Here is a 22,030-nt window from a genome sequence, read left to right on the forward strand (position 1 = left end):
CCCCGCGCCGGGCACCCCACCCGCGGCCGCCGCCGCGGGGGGCCCGGGCCCGCCTTCCTCTTGCTGCTGATTGCTGCTGACGAGGATCGAGCCTGGTTAGGCCGAGACCTCGACGCGGGCGTCGACCGGCTCGCCCTGGCGGGCGAACACCTTCTGCTCGCCGGACGCGCCGGGCACGAGCGCGCGGACGGTCCAGGTGCCCGGGCGGGCGAAGAAACGGAACTGGCCGGTCGCCGACAGGGGCACCTCGGCGGTGAAGTCACCGCCTTCGTCGAGCAGCCGAGCGTACCCGGACGAGACCGGCTCGCCGCCCTTGACGACGATTCCCTGAATTACGGTTTCCTTGGCCACGTCAATCCCTTCAGTGGACGGCCCGCCAGCGACTGCACCGCACATGCTCCTCAGGCACCCTTCTCGATCGGGACACCGACCAGCGCGCCGTACTCGGTCCACGAACCGTCGTAGTTCTTGACGCTCGGCAGGCCGAGCAGCTCGTGCAGCGCGAACCAGGTGTGCGCCGAGCGCTCGCCGATCCGGCAGTACGCGATGATCTCCTTCGAGAGGTCGACCTCGGCCTCGCCGTACAGCGCGGTCAGCTCGTCGTTGCTCTTGAAGGTGCCGTCCTCGTTGGCGGTCTTCGCCCACGGGATGTTCTTCGCGGTCGGGATGTGCCCGGCCTTCTGCGACTGCTCCTGCGGCAGGTGGGCCGGGGCGAGCAGCTTGCCGGAGAACTCGTCTGGCGACCGGACGTCGACGAGGGCCTTCTCGCCGATCGCGGCGATGACCTCGTCGCGGAAGGCGCGGATGTCGGTGCGCGCCTCCTTGGCCTTGTACGTGGTGGCCGGGCGGGGGGTGACCTCCCGGGTCAGCTCGCGGCTGTCGAGCTCCCACTTCTTGCGGCCGCCGTTGAGCAGGCGGACGTCCGCGTGGCCGTACAGGCTGAAGTACCAGTAGGCGTAGGCGGCGAACCAGTTGTTGTTGCCGCCGTAGAGAACGACCGTGTCGTCGTTCGAGATGCCCTTGCCGGACAGGAGGGCCTCGAAGGCCTCCTTGCTCACGAAGTCACGGATGATCGGGTCCTGCAGCTCGGACTTCCAGTCCAGCCGGACGGCCCCCGGAATGTGGCCCTTGTCGTAGGCGGACACGTCCTCGTCGACCTCGACGATCACGACCGACGGATCGGTCAGGTGCGCCTCGGCCCAACTCGCGTCGACCAGCGCCTGCTCGCGGCTCATGCGCGGGCTCCTCTCGCGGTGATGGATCGAATGAAAAGATAAAGCTGACAACCGAGACAAAACTCGAACGCGGCGTTCAGGAATGCCGCGATGAACGCGAACGCCGCCGCCACGTATCCCAGCACGGGGATACCGGCGAGGAAGGCGATGACACCGACGGCGGCGAACACGGCGCCGACGGCCTGTGCGAACTGAGGCGGGACAGGGTCCTCGGTGGTGGCCGGAGGGCCGAGCCGTGGCCGGATCAGATACCGGAAGAGCAGCCCGTACGGAGCGCGGCGCACGCCCCCCACCGCTCCGACGAGAAAGATGACCAACTGCGCCAGCAGCACCCAGGGGCTGCCGGTGAGGAGGGCGACGGCGAGCACGACCGTGGTGACGGCCGCGGCGAACCGCAGACCTCGGGGGTCAACCATGTTGATCTTCTTCCTGACTGCGAGGCGGAGGCGGCGAGGCCGTGGGTCCTTGGCGGGCCGGCGGAATCCGCCAGATCTACCTTCGCGGTGGGCGAGTGCCCGGCCATCCGGCCGCGGGCATGCCTGGGCTTAGCGCCCGATCAGGAAAGTCGACACAAGCAGCTGCCCACGCGGCATAGATCCACCGCGCGGCGCTTGATCAAATGTGTCGTGAACATAACGGTGCCACGTTAGCAGCCGGCGTCACGCAGGTGTTAACGGTTCGCTGCTGAACCGTGTGATTTTTCCAGACGGCGGCCGGCAGCGTTCGTCGGGGGTCCCGTCGACCGGTCAGCGGAGGTCTCCGCCCGACGGCGCCGCCGGGCCGAGCGCGGCGATCACGGCCGCCCGGCTGGGCGGAGCGCCGCTCGCCCTGCTGATCTCGCGGGCGTCGGCGTCCAGCACCAGCACGGTCGGCGTCCGGCGGATGCCCAGCCTGCGGACGAGGTCCAGGTGCTCCTCCGCGTCGACCTCGATGTGCGCCACGCCGGGCACGATCCGCGCCACGTCGGCGAGCACGACCCGAGTCGTCCGGCACGGCGCGCAGAAGGCGGTCGAGAACTGCAGGAGCGTCGCCTGCTCGCCGCCCGGCCGCCCCAGCGCGGACAGCTCCGCCGCGAGTGATCCAGCGGCCGGTCCGGTCGCGGCCAGGGCGGCGGCCGGCTCCTGCGCGGCCGGTTTCTCGCCGGTGCTGGCCGGGTTCTGACCGGTGGTGGGCTCGGCCGCCGCGGTGGGCTGCTGGCCGGCGGGCGGCGCGGTCGGCGCCGGCGGTAGGGGGGCCGTCCGGCCGGGGCGCGCGGGCCGGAACCGGCCGTCGCGGCGGCGCAGCGTCAGGCCCAGCACGGTGGCGGCCACGATCGCGGCCAGCAGAACCCATAGCCCGGTCACAGCACGCACAAGCGTCGGTGGCGCCGCGGGATATTCCCGATGGCTTCGCCGTCGTAAGGTCGGGGAGTCCGCACACAACGCCGTCCTGTGGCGGGGAGCATGCAGTACGTCTTCACCGGGTTGCTGGCCTTGGCAGCGCTGCTGATCGCCTGGGGCTGCGCCAGCGTGGCCTACGCGCTCTACCAGGGTCGACACGGGTCCATGGCGGCCGAGGTGCGATCATCTGTGCCCGACGCGGCCGGAACAGACCGGCCGTCCGCGCGTCGTCCGGGCGCGGGCAACAGCTCCCCGGCGGCGCCGTGACACGAGGAGGACCAGGTGGCGAGCACGACCGGCCCGGCGGCGGGGTCGAGCCCCGACCTGAGCGCCCAGCACGCTGACGTCGAGAACCCTGACGTTCAGAACCCTGACGTCGAGAACCCTGGCCTCCCCGACCTGCACCCGAACCTCACCCCGCTGGCCTTCCTGGTCGGCACCTGGCGCGGTGAGGGCGTCGGCGGTTATGAGGGACTGGCCGACTTCCGCTACGAGCAGGAGATCACCTTCGTCACCACCGGCCGGCCGGCGCTCGGCTACGCGTCGACCACCTGGTGGGCCGACGAGCCGCGGGACGGTCGAGCCCCCGGCAGCCCGCTGGCCACCGAGACCGGCTTCTGGCGGCTCCAGGACGACCCGGACAGCCCCGGCCGCCGGCTCGTCGAGGTGATGCTCGCCCACCCGTTCGGCATCGCCGAGATCTACGTCGGTTCGCTGGACGGCACGAAGATCGAGCTGGAGCACAACGTGGTCATCCGGACGGCCACCGCCCGCGACGTGACCCGCTCCGTCCGGCTCTACGGGATCGTCGAGGGCGGCGACCTCGCCTACGCGATCGACATGGAGGCCGGCGGCAAGCCCCTGCAGCCGCACCTCTCGGCCCGCCTTCGCAAGGTCGGCTGACCGGCGCCGCCGCGCGCACTCCCCAAGCGCGCGGCCGAGGTCGCCGCGGGACCTACTCCTGGGCGCGGGCGGCGCGGGCCTCGGCGGCGACCTTCGCTCGCCAGGCCTTCTCGCGGGCGACCGCCTGAGCGAAGCCGAGCGCGATCGCGGGGTCGAAGTTCTCGTCAGCGTACGTGCCCGCGCAGCCGAGCAGCCGGTCGATCTCGTCGGCGTTGACGGCGGTCAGCGGCACCTGGCCGGTCAGGAAGATGTCGCCGATCCGGTCGATCGAGAAGTGCACCCCGTACGTCTTCGCGTTGCGGCTGAGCAGGAAGGCGTAGGTCCCGGCCTGGTTCTCCGCCGGCTTGCGCATGAAGAACGCCTCGACCAGCAGGGTGTGGTCCTGGACGACGAGCCAGGTCATCGTCCGCAGCTTGTGCTCGCCCTCGAGGGTGACCAGAAAGGTCCCGAGCGCCGGGTGCTCGTAGGAGAGCTCGAGCTCGTCGAGCGCCCGCTTGATGACCGCGTCGAGGCGGTCCCGCTCGGCCTCGTTGATCCGCCCCGTCACGCCAGCCCGGGCGTCTGGCACGGCACCGCCGGCTCCGGTCTTCGTCGTCGTCGTGGTCATGAACGACAAGCCTCCTACCTCGCCCCGGCTGTCTGTGACCGTAGGCCTGTGAACCGCGATCGGCAACGAGCCCCTACCCCAGCGCCCGTCGGCTTAGACCGCGACGGCGGCGGGGGAGAGAGCCGCCCGGTAGGCGCGCAGCACGCCGTGCGCTGTCGCCGTCCACCCGAAGCCGGACGCGTGGGCCCGCGCGCCGGTCGCCAGCCGGCGCCGCCAGCCCGGCTCCGCGAGCAGCCTCGCCAGCACCGCGGCGTAGGCCGCCGGGTCGCGGTCGGCGACCAGCAGGCCCGACTTCCCATCGGCTACGGCGGTGCACAGCCCGCCGACCGCGGCGGCGACAACGGGCGTCCCACAGGCCTGCGCCTCGATCGCGACCAGGCCGAAGCTCTCGCTGTGGCTCGGCACGATGACGGCGGTCGCCGCCCGGAACCAGTCGGCCAGCTCGGCCCGTGGCACTGGCGGCCGGAACAGCACCACGTCGGAGATGCCCAGGTCGGCGGCCAGCTTGACCATGGCGTCCGGACGGTCCAGGCCGTTGCCGCTCGGCCCGCCGACCACGGCGACGGTCAGCGACTCGCGCAGGGACGGGTCGCGGCGCAGCAGCTCGGCGGCCGCGTACAGCAGCAGGTCGGGCGCCTTCAGCGGCTGGATGCGCCCGACGAACAGCAGCAGGTGCCCGTCGGCTGGGACGCCGATCCGCCGCCGCGCCGCGGCCTGCTCACCCGGGCGGAACATCTCCAGGTCGACGCCTGGCGCGACGACGTCGACCGTGCGCGGGTCGGCCCCGTACAGGTCGACGAGGTGACGGGCCTCCTCGACGGTCGACGCGACCAGCCGGGTCGAGCCGGCCACCACCTCCTGCTCGCCGCGGACCCGTTCGGCCGGCTCGGGATGGTCACCGATCGCCAACGACCGGTTCTTCACCTTGGCCAGCGTGTGCGCGGTGTGGACCAGCGGCGCGCCCCAGCGGCGCGCGGCGGCCAGGCCCACCTGGCCGGACAGCCAGTAGTGCGAGTGCACCAGGTCGAACCAGCCCGGCTCGCGCTCGGCCTCGGCGCGCAGCACGTCCGCGGTGAAGGAACAGATCCACGCCGGCAGCTCCGCGCGCTGCATCTCCTCGAACGGGCCGGCCGGCACGTGCCGGACCGTCACCCCGGGGTACAGCTCGGCGGTCGGCGGCAGGCTGCTGCTCGTGGCCCGGGTGAACACCTCCACCTCGGTGCCCTGCTCGGCGAGCTGACGGGACAGCTCCACGACGTACACGTTGAGCCCGCCGGCGTCCCCGGTACCCGGCTGTTCCAGCGGCGACGTGTGCATCGAGAGCATCGCCACCCGGCGCGGGACGGGACGCCGGCCCGGTGGGCCGACGCCGGTCCTGCTCGGGTCGGCTCGGCTCCCGGTGCCGCTCTCCGCCCTGATCGAGGAAGCCGGGGACGTCGCGCCCCCGCCCGCTACCAGCCGCACCGACCACCTCCGTGTTCCTGTGGGCGGACCGGTCCGTGTCCACCGCTGGCAACCTGGCCGTGTCGCTGTTGGGCAAACCCGGCCCCTGTCACTGCTGGGCAAACCCGGCCCGTGTCGCCGCTGGCAAACCTGGCCCGACCGCCGGCCGGATTTGTTACCCAAACGTTGCAACATCGCTGCTCGGCCGGGCTATGCCCGCCACTGCGCCGGCCGGGGCGTCGCAACGCGGATAGGCCGACTGTTCACCTTAGAGTCGTACTGTCCGTTTGCTGGCGTATTGGGCCGGGGCGATCCTCCTCACGTCCCGCTCCCGCGCCGGTATCCCCGCGCTCGGCCGTGGTCATCCGGGGCCGGAACCCACGCGACGGCCGGGCGGCCTGGCGGGGTTCGCTGACCCGGATGGCATGGTGAAGGGGTGACTGCGGTCTCGGGGCGGCGCGCGCCGCGGCTGGCGGCGGGCCGGGCCCGCGCGCTCGGCCTGCCAACCCGTGGCACGACCGCGCCCAACCGGCTGCGACGGATCGATCGCTGGCTGGTCGGCACCCAGGCCGCGCGGCTGCGGGCGGCCCCCGACCCGCTCGTCGTGGACCTGGGCTACGGCTCGTCGCCGGTGACCACCGTCGAGCTCTATGAGCGGCTGCGGACCGTCCGGCCGGACGTGCGGGTGCTGGGACTGGAGCTCGACCCGGACCGGGTCGCGGCGGCGCAGTCGGCCGCCCGGCCGCCCGGCCTCGTCTTCACCCGAGGTGGCTTCGAGCTGGCCGGCCGCCGGCCGACGGTGATCCGCGCCCTGAACGTCCTGCGGCAGTACCCCGAGCCCGAGGTGGCGGCTGCCTGGCGGGCGATGCGGGAGCGGCTCGCCCCCGGCGGCCTGCTGATCGAGGGCACGTGTGACGAGATCGGCCGCCGCGCCTGCTGGTTCGCCCTGCCGGCCCTCGATGCCGGCCGCCTGCCGGGCGATGGGGACGACCCGGGCGGGCTGGCCGACGGGTCGGCAGGCGGACTGACGCTGACGCTGTCCACCCACCTGCCGAGCCTCGGCTGCCCATCCGACCTGGCCGAACGGCTCCCCAAGGCGCTGATCGCCCGCAACGTCCCTGGCGAGCCGATCCACACGTTCCTGGCCGCCTGTGACGAAGCCTGGGACCACGCCGCCAGCTACGCCCCGTTCGGACCCCGGATGCGCTGGTCCGTCGCCGTGGCGAACCTCAGGGCCGACGGCTGGCCCGTCCAGCGCACGCCCCGCCGCTGGCGGCTCGGAGAGGTCACCCTCTCCTGGCCGCTGGATCGGGCGTGACGGGGTCAGGTGGGGTCGGTGCGCGGTAGGCGCGCGTGAGCGGATTGGAACTCGCGCAGGGCGCGGCCGTCGAAGAGCACGAAACGTGCCTCCGTCAGCGACGACGCCGTCTCGTGGACGGTGGTGACGGCGATGCGGGCCGCGTCGGCGAGTGGCCAGCCGTACGCGCCCGCGCTGACGGCCGGGAACGCCACCGTCCTTGCCCCCAGCTCATCCGCGACGCGCAGCGCCTCGACGTAGCAGGAGCGCAGCAGGGCCGACCGGTCCTCGTCGCGCCGGTACACCGGCCCGACCACGTGGATCACGTGCCTCGCCGGTAGCAGCCCGGCGGCCGTCGCGACGGCGCCACCCGCGGGAAGGCCCTTCGGATACGCGGTGTCCCGCAGCCGCCGGCAGGCTTCGAGGATGGCTGGGCCACCGGCATGGTGGATGGCCCCGTCCACCCCGCCGCCGCCCAGCAGCGACGAGTTGGCCGCGTTGACGACGGCGTCGACCTTCTGCGTGGTGATGTCTCCGCGCACCAGCGTGATCGTGGTCGGCATTCGTGGCGTCCCCTCACCCTGGTCGGGTGGCATCCATTCCCGTCAGGTGGGCACGCTAGTACCGCGCCGCGCCCACGGCATTGCCCTTTCCGCCGAACAAGCCGCGGGCGCGCGCAGTGATCTTCGGGCCGGATCAGCCCCTGGGGTGGTAGGCGGGGGCGATCTTGTCAAGCACGGTGAGGTCGTCCGCGCGGGGCTGCCAGGCGCCCGCGCCGACGTTCGCGCGGACCTGGGCGGCGCTGGTGGCACCGGCGATCACCGAGGTGACGCCGGGCTGCGCGGCCAGGCCACCGATCGCGACGTCCAGCAGCGACCTGTCCCGCTCCCGGGCGAACGTCTCCAGCGCCTCGACCGCGTCGAAGACCTCGTCGGTCAGCTCGTCCTGGCGGCCCGCCAGCCGGGTGCCGGCCGCCGGCGCCTCGTCCCGGGTGTACTTGCCGGTCAGGATGCCGTTCGCCAGCGGGAAGTACGGCAGAATGCCGATCCCGTACCGGAGCGTCGCCGGGACCAGCTCGGCCTCGACCGAGCGCTCCAGCAGGTTGTAGTGGTTCTGCGCCGAGATGAACCGGGTGCGGTTCGCCGCCCGGGCCGTCCACTCGGCGTCCGCGACCTGCCAGCCGTCCAGGTTGCAGGAGCCGACGTAGCGGACCTTGCCTTCCTTCACCAGCTCGTCGAGCGCTTCGAGCGTCTCCTCGATCGGCGTGACGCCGTCGAGCTTGTGCAGCTGGTAAAGGTCGATGTAGTCGGTCTGCAGCCGGGACAGCGACCCTTCGACGGCCTTGCGGATGTAGCGGCGCGAGGCGCGGGCGCCGTAGTCCGCGCCGTAGACGCCACCCATGTCGTTGCCGAACTTGGTGGCGAGCACGATCTCGTCACGGCGGGACCGCAGGACGTGCCCGAGCAGCGTCTCCGAGCCGCCCTTGTTGCCGTACGTGTCGGCCGTGTCGAAGAGGTTGATCCCGGACTCGATCGCGGCGTCGACCACGGCCCGGGTGCCGTTGAGGTCGACCCTCGACCCGAAGTTGTTGCAGCCGAGGCCGACGACGGAGACGAGCAGGCCCGAGTTGCCGAGGGGACGGTAGCGCATATCCGCCATACAACACCCGGACCACGGACCCGGGAACGCGGGTCCGTGGTCCGGGTCGTTTGTCCGTCGCTCCCGATGGGCGGAATACCTCCCGACGGGCGGACTATCGACCGCGGCGGCCCATCGGCGCCTGACTGACGGCCGCCTTGCCGACGGCGTCGGCGGCGCGGCGCGCCGAGGTGCTGGCCGCCTTGGTCCGGCTGACCGCGGTCTTCGTCCGGGTGAACGCCTCCTCGGTCGCGGGGTTGCGGCGGATCTCGGTGACCCGCTGCGCGCCCCGGTGCGCCCAGGCGTTGTAGAGCTGGGTGGCCCGGCCCTGCAGGCCGGACAGCTGCGCGCCGACCGTCTCCGGCAGGCCGCGGACCGTGGTGCTGACCTGGGTCGGCACCTTCACGGCCTCGACGGTCAGCTCACCGACCCGGTCCGACAGCCGCCGCACCTCGGTGCCGGCGGTGGCGGGCAGCGTCCGCAGCTTCTCCACCGCGAGGTCGGCCGCGCCGACGTAGGCGAACAGCGGCTTGGTCACCTCGGTCATCGGCGCCCGCCGCTGGGTCGGGGCGGTACGCGCGGACGTGCCGGCGGACGAGGCCGCCGCGGTACGCGTGGCGCCAGCCCGAGTCGCGGTGGACCGGGTCGCGGAGCCGTTCGAGGTGGCGCGCGGAGTGCGGGGAGCGCGCGTCGTGGTCGCCTTGTCGGTCGCCGTGGTGCTGGCGCGCCGGGTCCTCGGCGTGGCGGGTCGGTCGGTAGCCATCTGGCCTCCTCCGCGGCTGGGGCCGGCGGCCCCGCCGCGTGCGTGTCTGTCGGTGGTCGTCCTGGGCGCGGTGCACCGCCTTCAGGGTCAGTTGGGACACACCGTGATGTGCTGGGTCGCGGTCAGAGTTCGCCGTCCGCGTCGGTTGCGCGCGGACGTTCACCGCGGCCCGCTGGTGCCAGGGCTCGGACGTCTAGGGTTCGGACGTCGACGCCTGGTTCGGTTGCGCCGATCCGGCCGGGACCCCGGCGGGCGCGTCCGAGGACGCCCCTGCGTCGGGCTTCGCCGAATCCGGCCTGGCGGTCGTCGTGGCCGCCGCCCGGCGCGGCGCCGCCCGCCGGGTCGTGGCGGCCCGCCGCGGTGCCTTGCTCGCAGTCTCTCCCGGCTCGGCGGAGGCCGCCGCGCGTGACCGGCGGGCCGCGGGCCGCGGCGTCCCTGCCGGCTCGGCGCCGCCAGAGCCGTCGTCGGCGCCAGCCTTGGTGGTGCGGCTCCTGGAGGTGCCGGTCGCGGTGGCGGCCGTCGAGGCGCGGCGACGGGGCGCCGGCGGGACCGGCTCGGCCTTCGCCGGCGGCGGCTCGGCAGCCGGCCGCGGTGTCTCGGCGACGGTCTCGTCGGCCGCTGTCATCGCGCTCGCGGCCAGATCCGCCGCCGCCGCGTTCTCCCGGCGGAACGCGTCATAGATGTCGAGGATGACCTGCTTCTGGCGAGCGGTGAGTACCTCGTCGGCGAGCACGGCCGCGTGGACGTCCTCGCCGCCCTCCCGCTCCTCGAGGATCCCGGCCTGCACGTAGAGGACCTCGGCCGAGATACGCAGCGCCTTGGCGATCTGCTGCAGGATCTCCGCCGACGGCTTGCGCAGGCCGCGCTCGATCTGGCTCAGGTACGGGTTGCTCACGCCGGCCTGCTGGGCGAGCTGGCGCAGCGAGATGTGCGCGGCACGGCGCTGGTCCCGGATGTAGTCGCCGAGCTCTCGGACATGCAGGGCCGCCACGGGGCTCATACCTCCCTTCGTCCACGCTCCGCCTCATCACGTGTACCTTCGGCGACCCTGGCGTCGCTCGCGCCAAAGTCGTCTGGTGACGTGAGGTGACGATGTCACACCGGCTGGACTAGGGCGACGCTACGTCAAGGTGCTAACTCTGGCAAGCGCGCAGTTAGCACATGAGGCCCGTGTCGGCACCTGCCTGCGATGGGCCCGCGCCCCGGTCGGGGACCCGCGGGCCGCACCGCCGGCGGCTACCGCTCGGCCTGAGCGAGCCAGGCGCGCTGGGTCGCGAGGTCCGCCTCGACCTTGGCGACGTCCTTGGCCCGGCCGGATGCCTTGGCCTTCTCCAGCTTCTCCTCCAGCCGGCTGACCGACTGGCGGAGCTTGGCGACGAACGGCGAGGTCTCCGTGTCGTTGCGCGAGAAACGGGCGTCGTTGGCCTCGCGGATCCGGTCGCTGATCGTGGCCAGCTGACGCTCCAGCTGGCTGACCGCCTCGCGGGGTACCCGCCCGATCGCGTCCCAGCGCTCCTGGATGTCGCGCAGCTTGCGCAGCGATCGCTCGGCCTCGGCCGTGTCGAGCTCGGCCGCCTCGGCCAGCAGCGCTTCCTTGGCGGTCTGGTTGACCCGAGCCTCCGCGTCGCGCTCGGCGTTCACCGCGTTGCGCCGGCTGAAGAACGTGTCCTGCGCGGCGCGGAACCGGGCCCACAGCTCGTCGTCGACGTCCTTGGCCGCCCGGCCGGCTGTCTTCCAGTCGGCCATCAGCGCGCGGAAGCGGGTGCTGGTCGCGCCCCAGTCGGTCGAGTCGGCGAGCGACTCGGCCTCGGTGATCAGCGCTTCCTTGCGCTCCTTCGACTTGGTCCGCTGGGTGTCGAGCGCGGCGAAGTGCGCGGTGCGCCGGCGGGCGAACTCCTCCCGCGCGGCGGCGACCCGCCGCCACAGGCCGGAGTCGGTCCGCTTGTCGACGCCGGTGATGGCGCGGAACTCCTCGCCGATCACCCGGAACCGCTCGCTGACCGCCTTCCAGTCCGAGCTCTTCGCCAGCCGTTCGGCCTCGGCGACCAGCTCCTCCTTGGCGGCGACAGCCTGCGCGGCCTTGGCGGCGCGTTCGGCCTGCACCTCCGTCTTGCGGCTCTCGGTCACGCCCAACAGCGCGTTCAGCCGGTCGCGCAGCGCGTCGAGGTCGCCGACGACGGCCGCGCCCGGTAGCCCGTCCAGCAGCCGCTGGGCGCTGGAGGCGATACCGACCGGGTCGACCCCGGCGATCGTCACGCGCTTCTCGAGCAGCTCCACCTCGGCGGAAAGGTCGTCGTAGCGGCGCACGAAGTGCGCAAGGCCCTCATCAGGGCTGCCGGCCCGCCACGAGCCGACAGCGCGCTCGCCCTCGGACGTCCGTACATAGACGGTGCCGTCGTCGGCGACTCGTCCCCACTCGGAGCCGGTCCCGTCACTCATCGCAATCCCAAGATCGACATCAGGTTGCCTGTCATTCTTGCAGGCATCGGGCCCCAGTGGGATCCCTGACGCAGATCCGGTGACAACCGGGTTGCCGTCACCGGACAGTTTGGTTGAGTTCACTTGCTCGTCAGCCGCGCTTCTAGGCAGGTGGCGCGTCGCGGGCCAAGATGCGTAACCATGGCAAGAGGGACGGGGACGGGCAACGGTACCGCCGGCTGGCGGGCCGGAGCGCTGCTGTTCCCGGCGCTGCTCGGGCTGGGAGTGTTCGTGCTCGGCCCGGCGGTGGTCTCCGCGTTCGCGGCCGGGACCGACAAGAGACTGACGGGCCCGAGCTTCCACTGGGTGGGCACCGCGAACCTGCGCGAGGCGTTCCACGATCCGGACCTCGGCAGGACGGTCCTCAACACGCTCGAGTACTGCGGGTTGACGGTGATCCCGGCGGTCGTCGTCGGCCTGGCGCTGGCCCTGGCCACCCAGCAGGTCGCCCGGGGCCGCGGTGCGCTGCGACTCGCCCTTTTCCTGCCGGTCAGCGCGAATCTGATCGCCATCGCGCTGATCTTCGCCTACATGTTCGACCCGAGCCCGCAGGGCCTGGCGAACACGGCCGTCGGCTGGTTCGGTGTCCACCCGCAGAACTGGCTGGGCGACACGTCCACCGCGCTGCCGGTGGTGGCGCTCGTCGGCGGCTGGCGCCTGACCAGCTTCGTGTTCGTCGTGTACCTGGCCGGGCTGACGGCCATCCCGGCGTCGGTGTACGAGGCGGCCGACGTCGACGGCATCCGGGGGTTCGCCCGGCTGCGGCACATCACCCTGCCGCTGCTGGCGCCCACCACGATCTTCCTCGGCGTCTTCACGACGATCCTGACGCTGCAGACCTTCGAGACGGTGGCGGTGCTGACGAAGGGTGGGCCGTTCCGGTCCAGCTCGACGATCGTCTACTACATCTTCGAGGTCGGTTTCACCGGCTCGTTCCGGATCGGCTACGCCTCCGCGATCGCGCTGCTGCTGATCCTGGCCATCGTGCTGATCGGCGTGTTGGGGTCGGTCCTCGGCCGGCGGGCCAGAGCGCGCGCTGCCCGGGCGGACGGCGACGGCGCGGACCTGGCCGTCGACGGGGCGGCCGGGGCCGCGTTGGTGAGCCTCGGCGCCGGTCCCGGGAGAGCGGCGTTGTCCGGCGGCGCAGGGGAGTTCGGCGGCGCGGGGGAGTTCGGATGAGTCGGCCAGCAGCCCGTTCGACGGCGACCGGCGGCGGTGGTCGAGTCGCGGGGATCGCCGGCCGGTCGGTGATTCTCGCGTTGGGGGTCTTCTTCGCCCTGCTGCCGTTCGTCTGGATGGTGCGCACCGCGTTCGGGCCGTCCCAGTCGGCCTTCCAGCTGACGTCGAACCCGATTCCCCAGTCGGTCAGCTTTGACGCGTTCCAACGTGCCTGGGCCGACGGCGGCCTCGGCCGGGCGCTGCTGACCGGGATCGGGGTCAGCCTGGCGATCCTGGCGTTGCAGCTGGTGACGGCCATTCCCGCCGCCTATGTGTTCGCCTGGCTGCCGTTCCGGGGCCGGTCCGTGGTGTTTGCCGTCGTGCTCGCGACGCTGCTGGTACCGAGCCAGGTGACGGCGATCCCGAACTACGTGACGATCTCGGCGTTGGGCCTGTCGAACACGCGGGTCGGGTTGGTCCTGCCGTTTATGACCAGCGCTGCCTCGATCTTCCTGCTGCGCCAGTACATGACAACAATTCCGGTCTCCGTCCTGGAAGCCGCCCGGATGGACGGCCTGGGCGTGCTGCGGACGCTGCGGACCATCGTGGTGCCGCTTTCCGCGCCGGCGATCGCCACCGTCTCGGTGTTCAGCTTCCTGCTGTCGTTCAACGAGTACCTGTGGCCGCTGCTGGAGGCCCGCTCGCCCGACATCGCCACGCCGCCGCTGGCCCTGGCCACCATGTTCGCCTCGCCCAAGTACGGCCTCCCGGACTTCGCCGAGCTCGCCGCCGGCGCACTGGTGATCAGCCTGCCCACCCTCGTCGTCTTCTTCATCGCCCAGCGCCGCCTCACCTCGGGCCTCACCGGCACCGGTGTGGGCGGCTGAGGGTGACAGCGCGTCCGATGACCGCGCAGCGCCTGCCGGCTTGCCGCACCAGACCAGCTACGACCGTCGCGCCCCCTGGGCCATGGAAGGAACAGCCGTGATCCGCATCGACTCCTCTGGTGGGCGCGGCCCGCGCCGGCCCGGCCGGGTGGTGGGCGCGCGCGTGACGCTGCCGGCTCTGTGCGCCGCGGTCGCCCTGTCCCTCACGGCCGCGGCCTGCGGCGGTGGCGGCAGCTCCGGCGTTCCGGACCTGCGGCCGACGGCGCGGGCCGCGAGCGCCGGTGTGAACGGCGTCAACGGCGCGACGGCGTCGCCCGAATGTGCCAGCCAGGTCAAGACGCTGAGCTTCTACGGCGTCGCGCAGCTGTCCGACGTCGCCAAGTCCGCGAAGGCGTACATGGAGAAGGCCCATCCGGGCCTGACCGTCCAGCTCAACTCCACGGCCGGCAACTACGTCCAGCTCGTCCAGCAGATCTCGGCCGACAAGGCCGCCGGCAAGCAGACCGACATCGCGGTCGCGGGCTTCGACCTGCTGCCCGTGTTCGCCAAGCAGCTCGGCGCCCAGGAGCTGTCCCCGAGCCTGCTGCGTTCCACCTACGACCAGCGGTTCCTCAAGCTGGGCCAGGTGGACGGCAAGCAGATCGGCATTCCCGACCAGGTCTCGATGCCGGTGCTCGCCTACAACGCCGATGTCCTCGCGAAGGCCGGCGTCGACCCGAAGACGCTGGCGACGACCGACGGGGTGCTCGCCGCCGCCGCCAAGATCAAGGCCGCCGACCCGAGCATCCAGCCGATCGACCTGCCGACCGGCCAGCAGTTCGGCCAGTGGTGGCTCAGCACGCTCGCCAGCTCCAAGGGCACGCTGGTCCAGAACGCGAACGGCGCCCCGAACCTGAACAACCCGAACGTGATCGCGGCCGCCCAGTTCCTCGCGAAGGTCGGCTCCTTCGGCCCGCAGTCCGACGACCCCACTCAGAACGGACTGCTGCGGTTCGGCATCCAGAAGCAGACCGCGATGGTCGGGGCGACCATCGCCTCGATCGGCGCTGGCATCAAATACATCCAGAGCCAGGGCGCCAAGGGCTTCAAGTTCGGCGTCATGCCCTTCCCGACCCTGCCTGGCGGCAAGCAGGCCCCGATCGCCGGCGGCAACGCGCTGACCGTGCTCACGACCGACAAGTGCCAGAAGGAGATGGCCACCGAGATGGTCGTCGCCATGCTGTCCCCGGACGTCGTCGCGGCCAGCGTCGAAGCGGTCAGCTACCTTCCGGTCGACACCGCCGCCGCCACCCAGCTGGCCGGCTTCTACCAGCAGTTCCCCGAGCTGGTGCAGTTCAAGGACCTGGGCGGCTCCCTGGTCGCGGCGCCGGCCTGGCCGGGTGCGCGCGGCGGCGAGGTGCCGCAGGCGCTCACCGACCAGGTGGTCCACGTGATGAAGGGCACCGATCCGGCGACGGCCATGCGTGACGCCCAGGCGACGGCCACGCAGCTCACCGCGTCATGACGGGCACGGACGTGGCCGCGCGGCCCGACGGTCTCGCCACGCCCGGCGGCACCGCCGGGGTGCCGATCGAGATGGTGGGGCTGGGCCGGGACTTCGGCTCGGTCCAGGCGCTCGCCGACGTGAGCATGTCGGTGCGGCCCGGTGAGATCGTCGCGCTGCTCGGCCCGTCCGGCTCGGGAAAGTCGACCCTGCTGCGGATCTGTGCCGGCCTGGAGTCCGCCTCCAGCGGCCGGTTGCTGTTCGGTGGTGTCGACCAGGCCGGCATCGCCCCGCACCAGCGGGACGTCTCGCTGGTCTTCCAGCACTACGCGCTCTACCCGCACCTCTCGGCGCTGGACAACCTGACGCTGGCGCTGCGCTACGGCCGCAGGCAGCCCAAGAAGGCGGCCGTCGCACGGGCCAGGGAAACGCTGGACATGCTCGGCATCGGCGCGCTGGCCGACCGGCGGCCGGCCCAGATGTCCGGCGGCCAGCGCCAGCGCGTCGCGATCGGCCGGGCGCTGGCCCGGCAGTCGCGGGTGGTGCTGCTCGACGAGCCGATGTCGGGCCTGGACGCCAAGCTGCGGGTGGAGCTGCGGGTCGAGATCGTCGGCCTGCTGCGCCGGCTCGGTTCCACCGCCCTGTTCGTCACCCACGACCAGGCCGAGGCGATGGCCGTCGGCGACCGGGTCGCGGTCCTCAACGCCGGGCGCCTCGAACAGCTGGGCACCCCCGACGAGGTCTACGACCGTCCGGCGACCCGGTTCGTGGCCACCTTCGTCGGCAGCCCGCCCATGAACGTCCTGGACGGCACCCTCACCGGCGGCGTCCTGTCCGGCCCCGGCTTCGCCGTCGCGGCGCCGCCCGGGGCAGCCGCCGTCGGCGTCCGTCCCGAGGGGTTCGCGGTCGCCGCCACAACGCCGGCGTCCGCCGCCGCGCCGGCCGATGGCGCGTTCCGGCTGGACGGCACGGTCGTGGTCTCCGAACGCCTCGGCGCCGAACGCGTCATCTATGTCCAGACCGCCGCCGGCACGGTGGCCGTCCGCGTCCCCACGGCGACCCCCCAGATCGGAGTCGCCGATCCGGCAGGAGCCCCGAGCCCCGCGCAGCCCGGCAGATCGGTCACCCTGGCCGCCCCGGCCGCCGCCTGCGCCTTCTTCGGCTCGGACGGGGCTCTACTCCCGGCCCCACGCTGAGGTCTCCGCCGCGGCCGGTCCTTGATCGCGGATTTGGCCCTCCCGTGGTCGTTACCAGGCCTTTTCTGTAACCACCCGAGGGCCAAACCCGCGGTCGCCAGCACCAATGGGCCAGTGCCGGCGCGCGGGCGCGCCTCACGAGAGGGGGTCCCCACCGGTCGCGCTCGCACCGGGTGGTGGGCAACGGAGGTGTCGGTCCGCGAGCCGGTGGGGACGTGTGGGCAGGCGGAAGGCCTGCGGGGGGACGCGCGGGTCAGACCAGCTCGGCGAGCTGCTGGTCGAGGTCACGGGCGGCGGGGACCGCGGTGTGGCGGCGCAGCCGGCGGCGGACCTCGTCGGCGCGCCGGGCGTTGCGCCGGGACCGGGTCGCGGTCAGCAGCGGGATCGACTCGGTGGCCAGGGCACAGCCGTTGTCGAGGTTGCCCAGGTCTATCTGCACGCCGGCGCGGCGTAGCAGGTAGGTGGCGTGGTCGCGGACCTTCTGGGCCGGGTGGGCGAGCAGCGCCTGACCGAGCCAGCGGTCGGCGGACGGCAGGTGCCCGAGGTCGATGTAGCAGCAGCCGACCTGCGCCTGGAACTCGGCCTCGTCGAAGTAGACCGCCCACGGCGGGTCCTGCGCCTTCGCGTGGCTGAACGCCGCCTCCGCGATGCCCAGCTCGCGCATGCAGGAGACCTGGTCGCCGAGCGCCGCGTGCGCGCGGGCCATCCGCATGTGCAGCATCGCGCCGACCCGGCCGCTGACTCCGGCCGCCGTGCGCACGGCGGCGTCGGCCAGCTCGATCGCCTCGGCCGGGCGGGAGAAGTCGACGCACTGCAGCGACATGTTCTTCAGCACGTTGGCGCCGAGCAGCCGGTCGCCGCCGACGTGCGCGGCGTGCAGGGCGGTCACCCAGTACCGCTGGGCCGCCGTCTGGTAGCCGGCGTCGAACGAGACCCAGCCGGCGAACCGGGCCAGCTCCGCCGCGACGACGTGCAGCTGGCGGCCGATCCGCTCGGAGTAGCGGCCGCGGGAGAGCAGCTGCGTGACGACGCCCAGCTCCGCGTCGACCAGACGGCGGACGCTCTCGCCCCCAAGTCGGTCGTCCATCACCCGCAGGCCCGGGATGTTGTGCGCGATCCGGTGCACGATCTGCTCGTCGACGAGGCCGCCGTCGAGCGCGCCGGACAGGTGCGCGGGCTCCAGCCCGAGCCACTCGTTGGCGAGCACGGCGACGCCCGACCCAGTGATCGTCAGGAAGCCCCGGCGGTCGGTGAGAGCGTCCTGTACGACGTCGGTGAGGGCGCTGAGGCCGCCGGCCTGTGTCCAGGGGTAGTCGGTGCGGACGTTGTCGCCCGTCGGTAGCCAGGACGGCCAGGGGTGGGACTCCAGCCGCTCGGTCGGCACCCCCAGCTCGGTGGCCAGGGCGAGCTGCGACACCCGGTCCGGGACGACGCCGCGGTGCTCCCAGCGCCACACCTTCTGCCGCTCCGCGGCCATGTTGGCCACGCCCAGGTCCCGCGCTCGCTTGGCGACGACTCGGGCGAGCTTCTGATACGACCAACCCCGTTGGGCACGGACGAAGGCCAATGGGTGTGCGCAGGCCTGGGCGTTCTCCGTCAGCATCGACGATCTCCTCCGGATTGCGTGCACAAATATCCGTGGCGACAGCTGGGTCAGGGGCAGGGGTCCCTGCCGGTCCCGTTGGTGGGATCGGCCGGGGTATCGGCGGGACATCCTTGGCCCACCGCTCCCTGCGAGACCGCCCCCCGCGGCCCTGCCTTTCTCGGGTCCGCGAGCGCTCCACAACCGGTGGCGGTCACTGCGTGTCGCCCGACGAACGTTTCGTAGGCGCACGGCAACGCTATGTCGCGACATCTGCCATCGATAGTGTTGACCGCAGTGCGTTGCGTGCATTGAGGCCACAAGTGGCCCACTCGTGGGCCCCGAGTGCACACCCCCGGACAATCGCCGCCGTCGGCCTAGGCCCGGCTGGGCCGACCATCTACGCCCTGATCAGCCAAGATGGCGGCAGGGGTGACGTCGTGGGCGGGTCCGGGTCTCGTCGATGTAGGTGTGCAGTCAGCCTTGACTACTGCGCCGGGCCCAAAGACCAGCTTGACCGTGGCGCCGACTCAAGTAGCACTCGTGAGCCACAAGGGCCGGGCGCGGCCCCGGACAAGGCCGGATCCGCGCGTCCGAGCGCAGATCGGCGGGTCGGCCAGCACGGTCGGTCGGCCGGCTGCCGTGTCTCTGTGTAACCAAAATCGGTCGCAGATTGTAACGATTTGTGGTGGCGAATCAGGCACGGTCCGGTCGGCCCGACGCGTCCGGGCCGCGTCGGGCCGACCGTCGGGAGGCGGCTAGCGCAGCAGGTGGCCGGCGGGGCGATCCGGCCGGACGGGGCCGGAGTCGGGATCGATCTGGGCCGCGACCTCATGGCCGTCCGGATCGTTGACGACGAGCGGTGCGTCGTCCGGAATCGACCGCTTGACCATGGCCAGCGCCACCGGGCCCAGCTCCGCATGCATGCGGGACGAGCCGACGAAGCCGACCTGCCGGCCGGCGGTCGTCACCGGCGAGCCCGGCGCGGCGACCGCCCCGTCCAGGTGCAGCAGGACCAGCCGGCGCGGCGGCCGGCCGAGGTTTTGCACCCGGGCGACCGTCTCCTGGCCCCGGTAGCAGCCCTTGTCCAGATGCACGGCACCGGTGAGCCAGCTGACCTCGTTCGGGATCGTGCGGTGGTCGGTGTCAGCCCCGAGCCGGGGCCGCTGGGCGGCGATCCGGATCGCCTCGAACGCGTCGAGCCCGGCCGCCGTCGCGCCGGCGGCGCGCAGCCGCTCCGCGACCGACACCAGCCCGGACCGCTCGACCAGCAGGTCGACGCCGTACGGCATCCGGCGGGCCAGCACGTCCGGCCCGAACCGTGCGACTGGGTAGCGACCGGCCTCCGCCGGCAGCCCCACGGCCTCGTCACCCGTCGGCGCGGCCCAGTCGGCCGGCACGTCCGCCCCGCCGTCGCCCAGCGTCTGGGCGACCATCGCCGCGGCCTCCGGGCCCACCAGCGACAGCACGGCCGTCGTCGCCGTTACGTCCGCCGGCTCGACCCGCAGCATGAAGCGCATCGACTCCAGGAAGCGCGTCAGCGCGCCCGCGCCGCCGGCCGGCTCGACGTCGATCAAGGTCGTCTGGCCGTCGTCGGCGAGCACCAGGTGATGCTCGACGTGGCCGTGCGGGGACAGCAGAAGCGCCTCGGTGCCGCGCAGCGGACGCAGCGCGCTCAGGTGCTGCGAGGTCAGGCTGTGCAGCCAGGTCAGCCGGTCCGGCCCGGTGACGCGGACCACGCCCCGGTGCGAGCGGTCCACCAGCACCGCGCCGGTCGAGGCCAGGCGCTGCTCACGCAGGGGGTCGCCGTAGTGCGCGGCCACCCCAGCGTCGACGCCGTCCGCGGCCACCGCGCCGGGCAGGCCGAGCAACGGCGACCGATAGCCGGCGGTGGCGGTCAGGTCGGAGGCAGTGGCGGCGTCGCTCATGCCAACAGTCAACCCTCACCACGGGCAGAACAGTCCGCGCACCGGCCCGCCAGCGCCACGTGGTCGACGTTCACGGTGAAGCCGAGCTCCCGGCGCAGGTCGTCGACCAGCCCGGCCAGCCGGTCGGGGGACAGCTCGCTGATCGCGCCGCACCCACCGCAGACCAGGTGGATATGCCGGTCGTGGCCGGTGACGTGATAGGTCGGGGCCCCGTGCGTGAGGTGCGCGTGCGAGACCAGCCCGAGATCCTCCAGCAGGTCGAGCGTGCGGTAGACGGTCGAGATGTTCACGGCGGTGGCGGTCCGGCGGACCTCGGTGACGATCGCCTCGGGCGTCGCGTGGCCCAGCTTCGCGACCGCCTCCAGCACCAGCTGGCGCTGCGGCGTGAGCCGGTACCCCCGGCCGCGCAGCCGGACCTGCCAGTCCTCGCGCGACTCGTCGCCCCCCACCGCGGGGCCGGCCGACGCGGAGTCGGCCGGCACGGCGGTATCGGTCGACACGCCGCGCAGACCGTGGCCTGATGATCCATGGCTGTGCGGCCCATAGACGTCGGGCGGCATAGCGTCAAGTCTAGGCGGGCGCGGTTGGTCACGGTGCGCGCCGGAGCGGCGGTCGTCAGCGGCCGGCGAGACCGGCGGCAGGCGGCCACCGCCCGGCGGCCCGTGCGGCGGATCGCGCTGGCGGCGGGTCGTGGCGAGGTCGTGGCGAGGTCGTGGCGAGCGAGAGACGAATGAGGAGGGTGGCCCGTGGCGGATTCGGTGGCGGTCGTCTGGGATGGCGAGCGGGCGGTACCGCATGACCTGGCGAACCCGCTGCTGCGGGCCGACGACGGCGCGGTGCTGCGCGGCGACGGGCTGTTCGAGACGCTGCGGACCCACGACGGGCGGATCTTCCTACTCGACGAGCACCTGACCCGGCTGGCCTCCTCCGCCTCCGCGCTCCAGCTCGGTGTCCCGCCGGCCGCCGCGTGGCGTGCGCTGGCGCTGGCGGCGACGGAGCTCTTCTACGCGGGCGGCCCGTCCAGCAGGTCGGATGACCCCGACGAGACCGCCCCGGCGGGGAACGCCGGCCAGGATGGACGGCTGCGGCTGGCGGCGACCCGTGGGCCGGTCGGTGGCGCTCCGGTCGTCTACGCACTGCTTGAGCCGGTTCCGCCGGCGGTCGCGGCGGCCAGAGCGACCGGTGTCGACGCGATGACGCTCTCGCTCGGCGTCACGGCGACCGGCCGCCGGGACACGCCCTGGCTGCTGCCCGGCGCCAAGCACCTGTCCTACGCGGTCCCGATGGCCGCGCAGCGGTTCGCCGAGGCCGCGGGCGCCACCGAGGCGGTCTGGGTCTCGGTGGACGGTGAGGTCCTGGAGGGCACGACCTCCTCGATCATCGCGGTCGTCGGCGGCCGGGCCTACACCCCGCCGCCGACCGAGCTGGGCCTGCTCGCCGGCACGACGGTGGCGGCGGTGGCCAGGCTGGCCGAGCGGGCCGGCCTCACCGGCGGGGTCACCGAGCGGCGACTGGCCCTCGACGAGCTGCGGGCGGCGCAGGAGTCGATGCTCGTCTCCAGCATCCGTGGCGTCGCCCCGCTGGTCCGGCTGGACGGTCGGCCGGTCGGCTCCGGTGCCGTCGGCCCAGTCGGTATCACGTTGCGTGACGCCCTGGAGCGGGCCGTCCGGCGTGGCGTGCTGGACTGACGAACGCCCGGTGGCCAGGCGGTCGCCAGCCCCGGCCAGGTGACCGGCGAAAAATGCGTTGCCCTGCCACCCGGGTCGCGCGTAGCGTCGTCGGTACACGGGAGAGGAGGTGGTCCAGACTTGTGTAGTAGTTGGACTCGTGAGGTGACTGTCAGCTAGGCCGGTCTCCTTGTGCTCACCTTCCTGGTGTCCCTGAGGGCACCGGCCGGCGAGTACCAGGCAGTCACCGGACCCCCGGGTGCCGTCGTTCAGTCCCGACGGCCCGCGCACCGCTTCGGCGGGCGCGGAAGCCCGGGGGTTTTTACGTTCCGGGCCGGCCACGGCCCGGACCTGCCCCGACGAAGTCCGCCAGGCCGGGCCGTCTG

General features: G+C 72.9%; 23 protein-coding genes. 8 read left to right on the plus strand and 15 right to left on the minus strand.

Annotated features, from left to right (window positions below):
• Positions 1-96: 96 nt before the first annotated feature.
• The 5 genes from I6A60_RS27510 to I6A60_RS27525 form a co-directional block, all read right to left on the minus strand.
• Positions 97-396 carry a DUF1416 domain-containing protein gene (locus I6A60_RS27510; RefSeq protein WP_203021772.1) on the minus strand — a complete coding sequence of 100 codons (300 nt, stop codon included), beginning with the start codon at positions 394-396 and terminating at the stop codon, positions 97-99.
• 5 nt (positions 397-401) lie between these two features.
• Positions 402-1,235: a sulfurtransferase gene (locus tag I6A60_RS27515; RefSeq protein ID WP_203021773.1), complete on the minus strand. Its 834-nt coding sequence runs from the start codon at positions 1,233-1,235 to the stop codon at positions 402-404.
• The gene (locus I6A60_RS27520; RefSeq protein ID WP_203021774.1) at positions 1,232-1,651 is read right to left on the minus strand and encodes a DUF4395 domain-containing protein; all 420 of its coding nucleotides are present in this window, start codon (positions 1,649-1,651) and stop codon (positions 1,232-1,234) included. The genes I6A60_RS27515 and I6A60_RS27520 overlap by 4 nt, the downstream gene beginning before the upstream one ends.
• A gap of 140 nt (positions 1,652-1,791) precedes the next feature.
• Positions 1,792-1,869 carry an Ms5788A family Cys-rich leader peptide gene (locus I6A60_RS44200; protein WP_368411246.1) on the minus strand — a complete coding sequence of 26 codons (78 nt, stop codon included), beginning with the start codon at positions 1,867-1,869 and terminating at the stop codon, positions 1,792-1,794.
• 112 nt (positions 1,870-1,981) lie between these two features.
• Positions 1,982-2,578 carry a thioredoxin family protein gene (locus I6A60_RS27525; protein ID WP_203021775.1) on the minus strand — a complete coding sequence of 199 codons (597 nt, stop codon included), beginning with the start codon at positions 2,576-2,578 and terminating at the stop codon, positions 1,982-1,984.
• Between the two features lie 99 nt (positions 2,579-2,677).
• Here I6A60_RS27525 and I6A60_RS27530 point away from each other — a divergent pair, with 99 nt between their 5' ends.
• Positions 2,678-2,881, plus strand: coding sequence for a hypothetical protein (locus I6A60_RS27530; protein WP_203055734.1), 204 nt, complete (start codon positions 2,678-2,680; stop codon positions 2,879-2,881).
• A gap of 15 nt (positions 2,882-2,896) precedes the next feature.
• On the plus strand, positions 2,897-3,517 hold the full coding sequence (locus I6A60_RS27535; protein WP_374113409.1) for an FABP family protein: 621 nt from the start codon (positions 2,897-2,899) through the stop codon (positions 3,515-3,517).
• Positions 3,518-3,569: 52 nt separating this feature from the next.
• On the opposite strand, the gene I6A60_RS27540 is transcribed toward I6A60_RS27535, so the two are convergent.
• On the minus strand, positions 3,570-4,124 hold the full coding sequence (locus I6A60_RS27540; RefSeq protein WP_238436365.1) for a YbjN domain-containing protein: 555 nt from the start codon (positions 4,122-4,124) through the stop codon (positions 3,570-3,572).
• A 93-nt stretch (positions 4,125-4,217) separates the two neighbouring features.
• On the minus strand, positions 4,218-5,588 hold the full coding sequence (gene mshA / locus I6A60_RS27545; RefSeq protein WP_374113408.1) for a D-inositol-3-phosphate glycosyltransferase: 1,371 nt from the start codon (positions 5,586-5,588) through the stop codon (positions 4,218-4,220).
• A 415-nt stretch (positions 5,589-6,003) separates the two neighbouring features.
• On the opposite strand from mshA, the gene I6A60_RS27550 reads away from it, so the two are divergent.
• Positions 6,004-6,885 carry a class I SAM-dependent methyltransferase gene (locus I6A60_RS27550; RefSeq protein ID WP_203021777.1) on the plus strand — a complete coding sequence of 294 codons (882 nt, stop codon included), beginning with the start codon at positions 6,004-6,006 and terminating at the stop codon, positions 6,883-6,885.
• Positions 6,886-6,890: 5 nt separating this feature from the next.
• On the opposite strand, the gene I6A60_RS27555 is transcribed toward I6A60_RS27550, so the two are convergent.
• The 5 genes from I6A60_RS27555 to I6A60_RS27575 all read right to left on the minus strand — a co-directional run bounded on the left by I6A60_RS27555 (position 6,891) and on the right by I6A60_RS27575 (position 11,704).
• On the minus strand, positions 6,891-7,427 hold the full coding sequence (locus I6A60_RS27555) for an O-acetyl-ADP-ribose deacetylase (protein ID WP_203021778.1): 537 nt from the start codon (positions 7,425-7,427) through the stop codon (positions 6,891-6,893).
• A gap of 133 nt (positions 7,428-7,560) precedes the next feature.
• Complete coding sequence (locus I6A60_RS27560) at positions 7,561-8,514, minus strand: aldo/keto reductase (RefSeq protein ID WP_203021779.1); 954 nt, start codon at positions 8,512-8,514, stop codon at positions 7,561-7,563.
• A gap of 103 nt (positions 8,515-8,617) precedes the next feature.
• The gene (locus I6A60_RS27565; protein ID WP_203021841.1) at positions 8,618-9,265 is read right to left on the minus strand and encodes a hypothetical protein; all 648 of its coding nucleotides are present in this window, start codon (positions 9,263-9,265) and stop codon (positions 8,618-8,620) included.
• Positions 9,266-9,458: 193 nt separating this feature from the next.
• Positions 9,459-10,265: a helix-turn-helix domain-containing protein gene (locus tag I6A60_RS43155; protein WP_203021842.1), complete on the minus strand. Its 807-nt coding sequence runs from the start codon at positions 10,263-10,265 to the stop codon at positions 9,459-9,461.
• Positions 10,266-10,501: 236 nt separating this feature from the next.
• Positions 10,502-11,704, minus strand: a complete 1,203-nt coding sequence (locus I6A60_RS27575) for a DUF349 domain-containing protein (RefSeq protein WP_203021843.1) — start codon at positions 11,702-11,704, stop codon at positions 10,502-10,504.
• 180 nt (positions 11,705-11,884) lie between these two features.
• Here I6A60_RS27575 and I6A60_RS27580 point away from each other — a divergent pair, with 180 nt between their 5' ends.
• The 4 genes from I6A60_RS27580 (at position 11,885) to I6A60_RS27595 (ending at position 16,467) form a co-directional block, all read left to right on the plus strand.
• Complete coding sequence (locus tag I6A60_RS27580) at positions 11,885-12,922, plus strand: carbohydrate ABC transporter permease (protein ID WP_203021844.1); 1,038 nt, start codon at positions 11,885-11,887, stop codon at positions 12,920-12,922.
• The gene (locus I6A60_RS27585) at positions 12,919-13,788 is read left to right on the plus strand and encodes a carbohydrate ABC transporter permease (protein WP_203021845.1); all 870 of its coding nucleotides are present in this window, start codon (positions 12,919-12,921) and stop codon (positions 13,786-13,788) included. The genes I6A60_RS27580 and I6A60_RS27585 overlap by 4 nt, the downstream gene beginning before the upstream one ends.
• A 97-nt stretch (positions 13,789-13,885) precedes the next feature.
• Positions 13,886-15,292: an extracellular solute-binding protein gene (locus I6A60_RS27590; protein ID WP_203021846.1), complete on the plus strand. Its 1,407-nt coding sequence runs from the start codon at positions 13,886-13,888 to the stop codon at positions 15,290-15,292.
• Complete coding sequence (locus tag I6A60_RS27595; protein WP_203042459.1) at positions 15,289-16,467, plus strand: ABC transporter ATP-binding protein; 1,179 nt, start codon at positions 15,289-15,291, stop codon at positions 16,465-16,467. Before I6A60_RS27590 ends, I6A60_RS27595 begins: the two co-directional genes overlap by 4 nt.
• Positions 16,468-16,720: 253 nt before the next feature.
• Here I6A60_RS27595 and I6A60_RS27600 read toward each other — a convergent pair whose 3' ends face one another.
• From I6A60_RS27600 to I6A60_RS27610, 3 genes are all read right to left on the minus strand, one after another.
• Positions 16,721-18,070 (minus strand): transcriptional regulator, encoded by a 1,350-nt coding sequence (locus I6A60_RS27600; protein WP_203021848.1) that lies wholly within the window; start codon positions 18,068-18,070, stop codon positions 16,721-16,723.
• 737 nt (positions 18,071-18,807) lie between these two features.
• Positions 18,808-19,977 (minus strand): folate-binding protein YgfZ, encoded by a 1,170-nt coding sequence (locus I6A60_RS27605; RefSeq protein WP_203021849.1) that lies wholly within the window; start codon positions 19,975-19,977, stop codon positions 18,808-18,810.
• An 8-nt stretch (positions 19,978-19,985) separates the two neighbouring features.
• Positions 19,986-20,426 carry a Fur family transcriptional regulator gene (locus I6A60_RS27610; RefSeq protein WP_203042190.1) on the minus strand — a complete coding sequence of 147 codons (441 nt, stop codon included), beginning with the start codon at positions 20,424-20,426 and terminating at the stop codon, positions 19,986-19,988.
• A gap of 297 nt (positions 20,427-20,723) precedes the next feature.
• Here I6A60_RS27610 and I6A60_RS27615 point away from each other — a divergent pair, with 297 nt between their 5' ends.
• Positions 20,724-21,665: an aminotransferase class IV gene (locus tag I6A60_RS27615; protein WP_203055735.1), complete on the plus strand. Its 942-nt coding sequence runs from the start codon at positions 20,724-20,726 to the stop codon at positions 21,663-21,665.
• The last annotated feature ends 365 nt before the right edge of the window (positions 21,666-22,030 follow it).

This window comes from Frankia sp. AgB1.9 (genome assembly GCF_016786355.1).
Classification (GTDB): domain Bacteria; phylum Actinomycetota; class Actinomycetes; order Frankiales; family Frankiaceae; genus Pseudofrankia.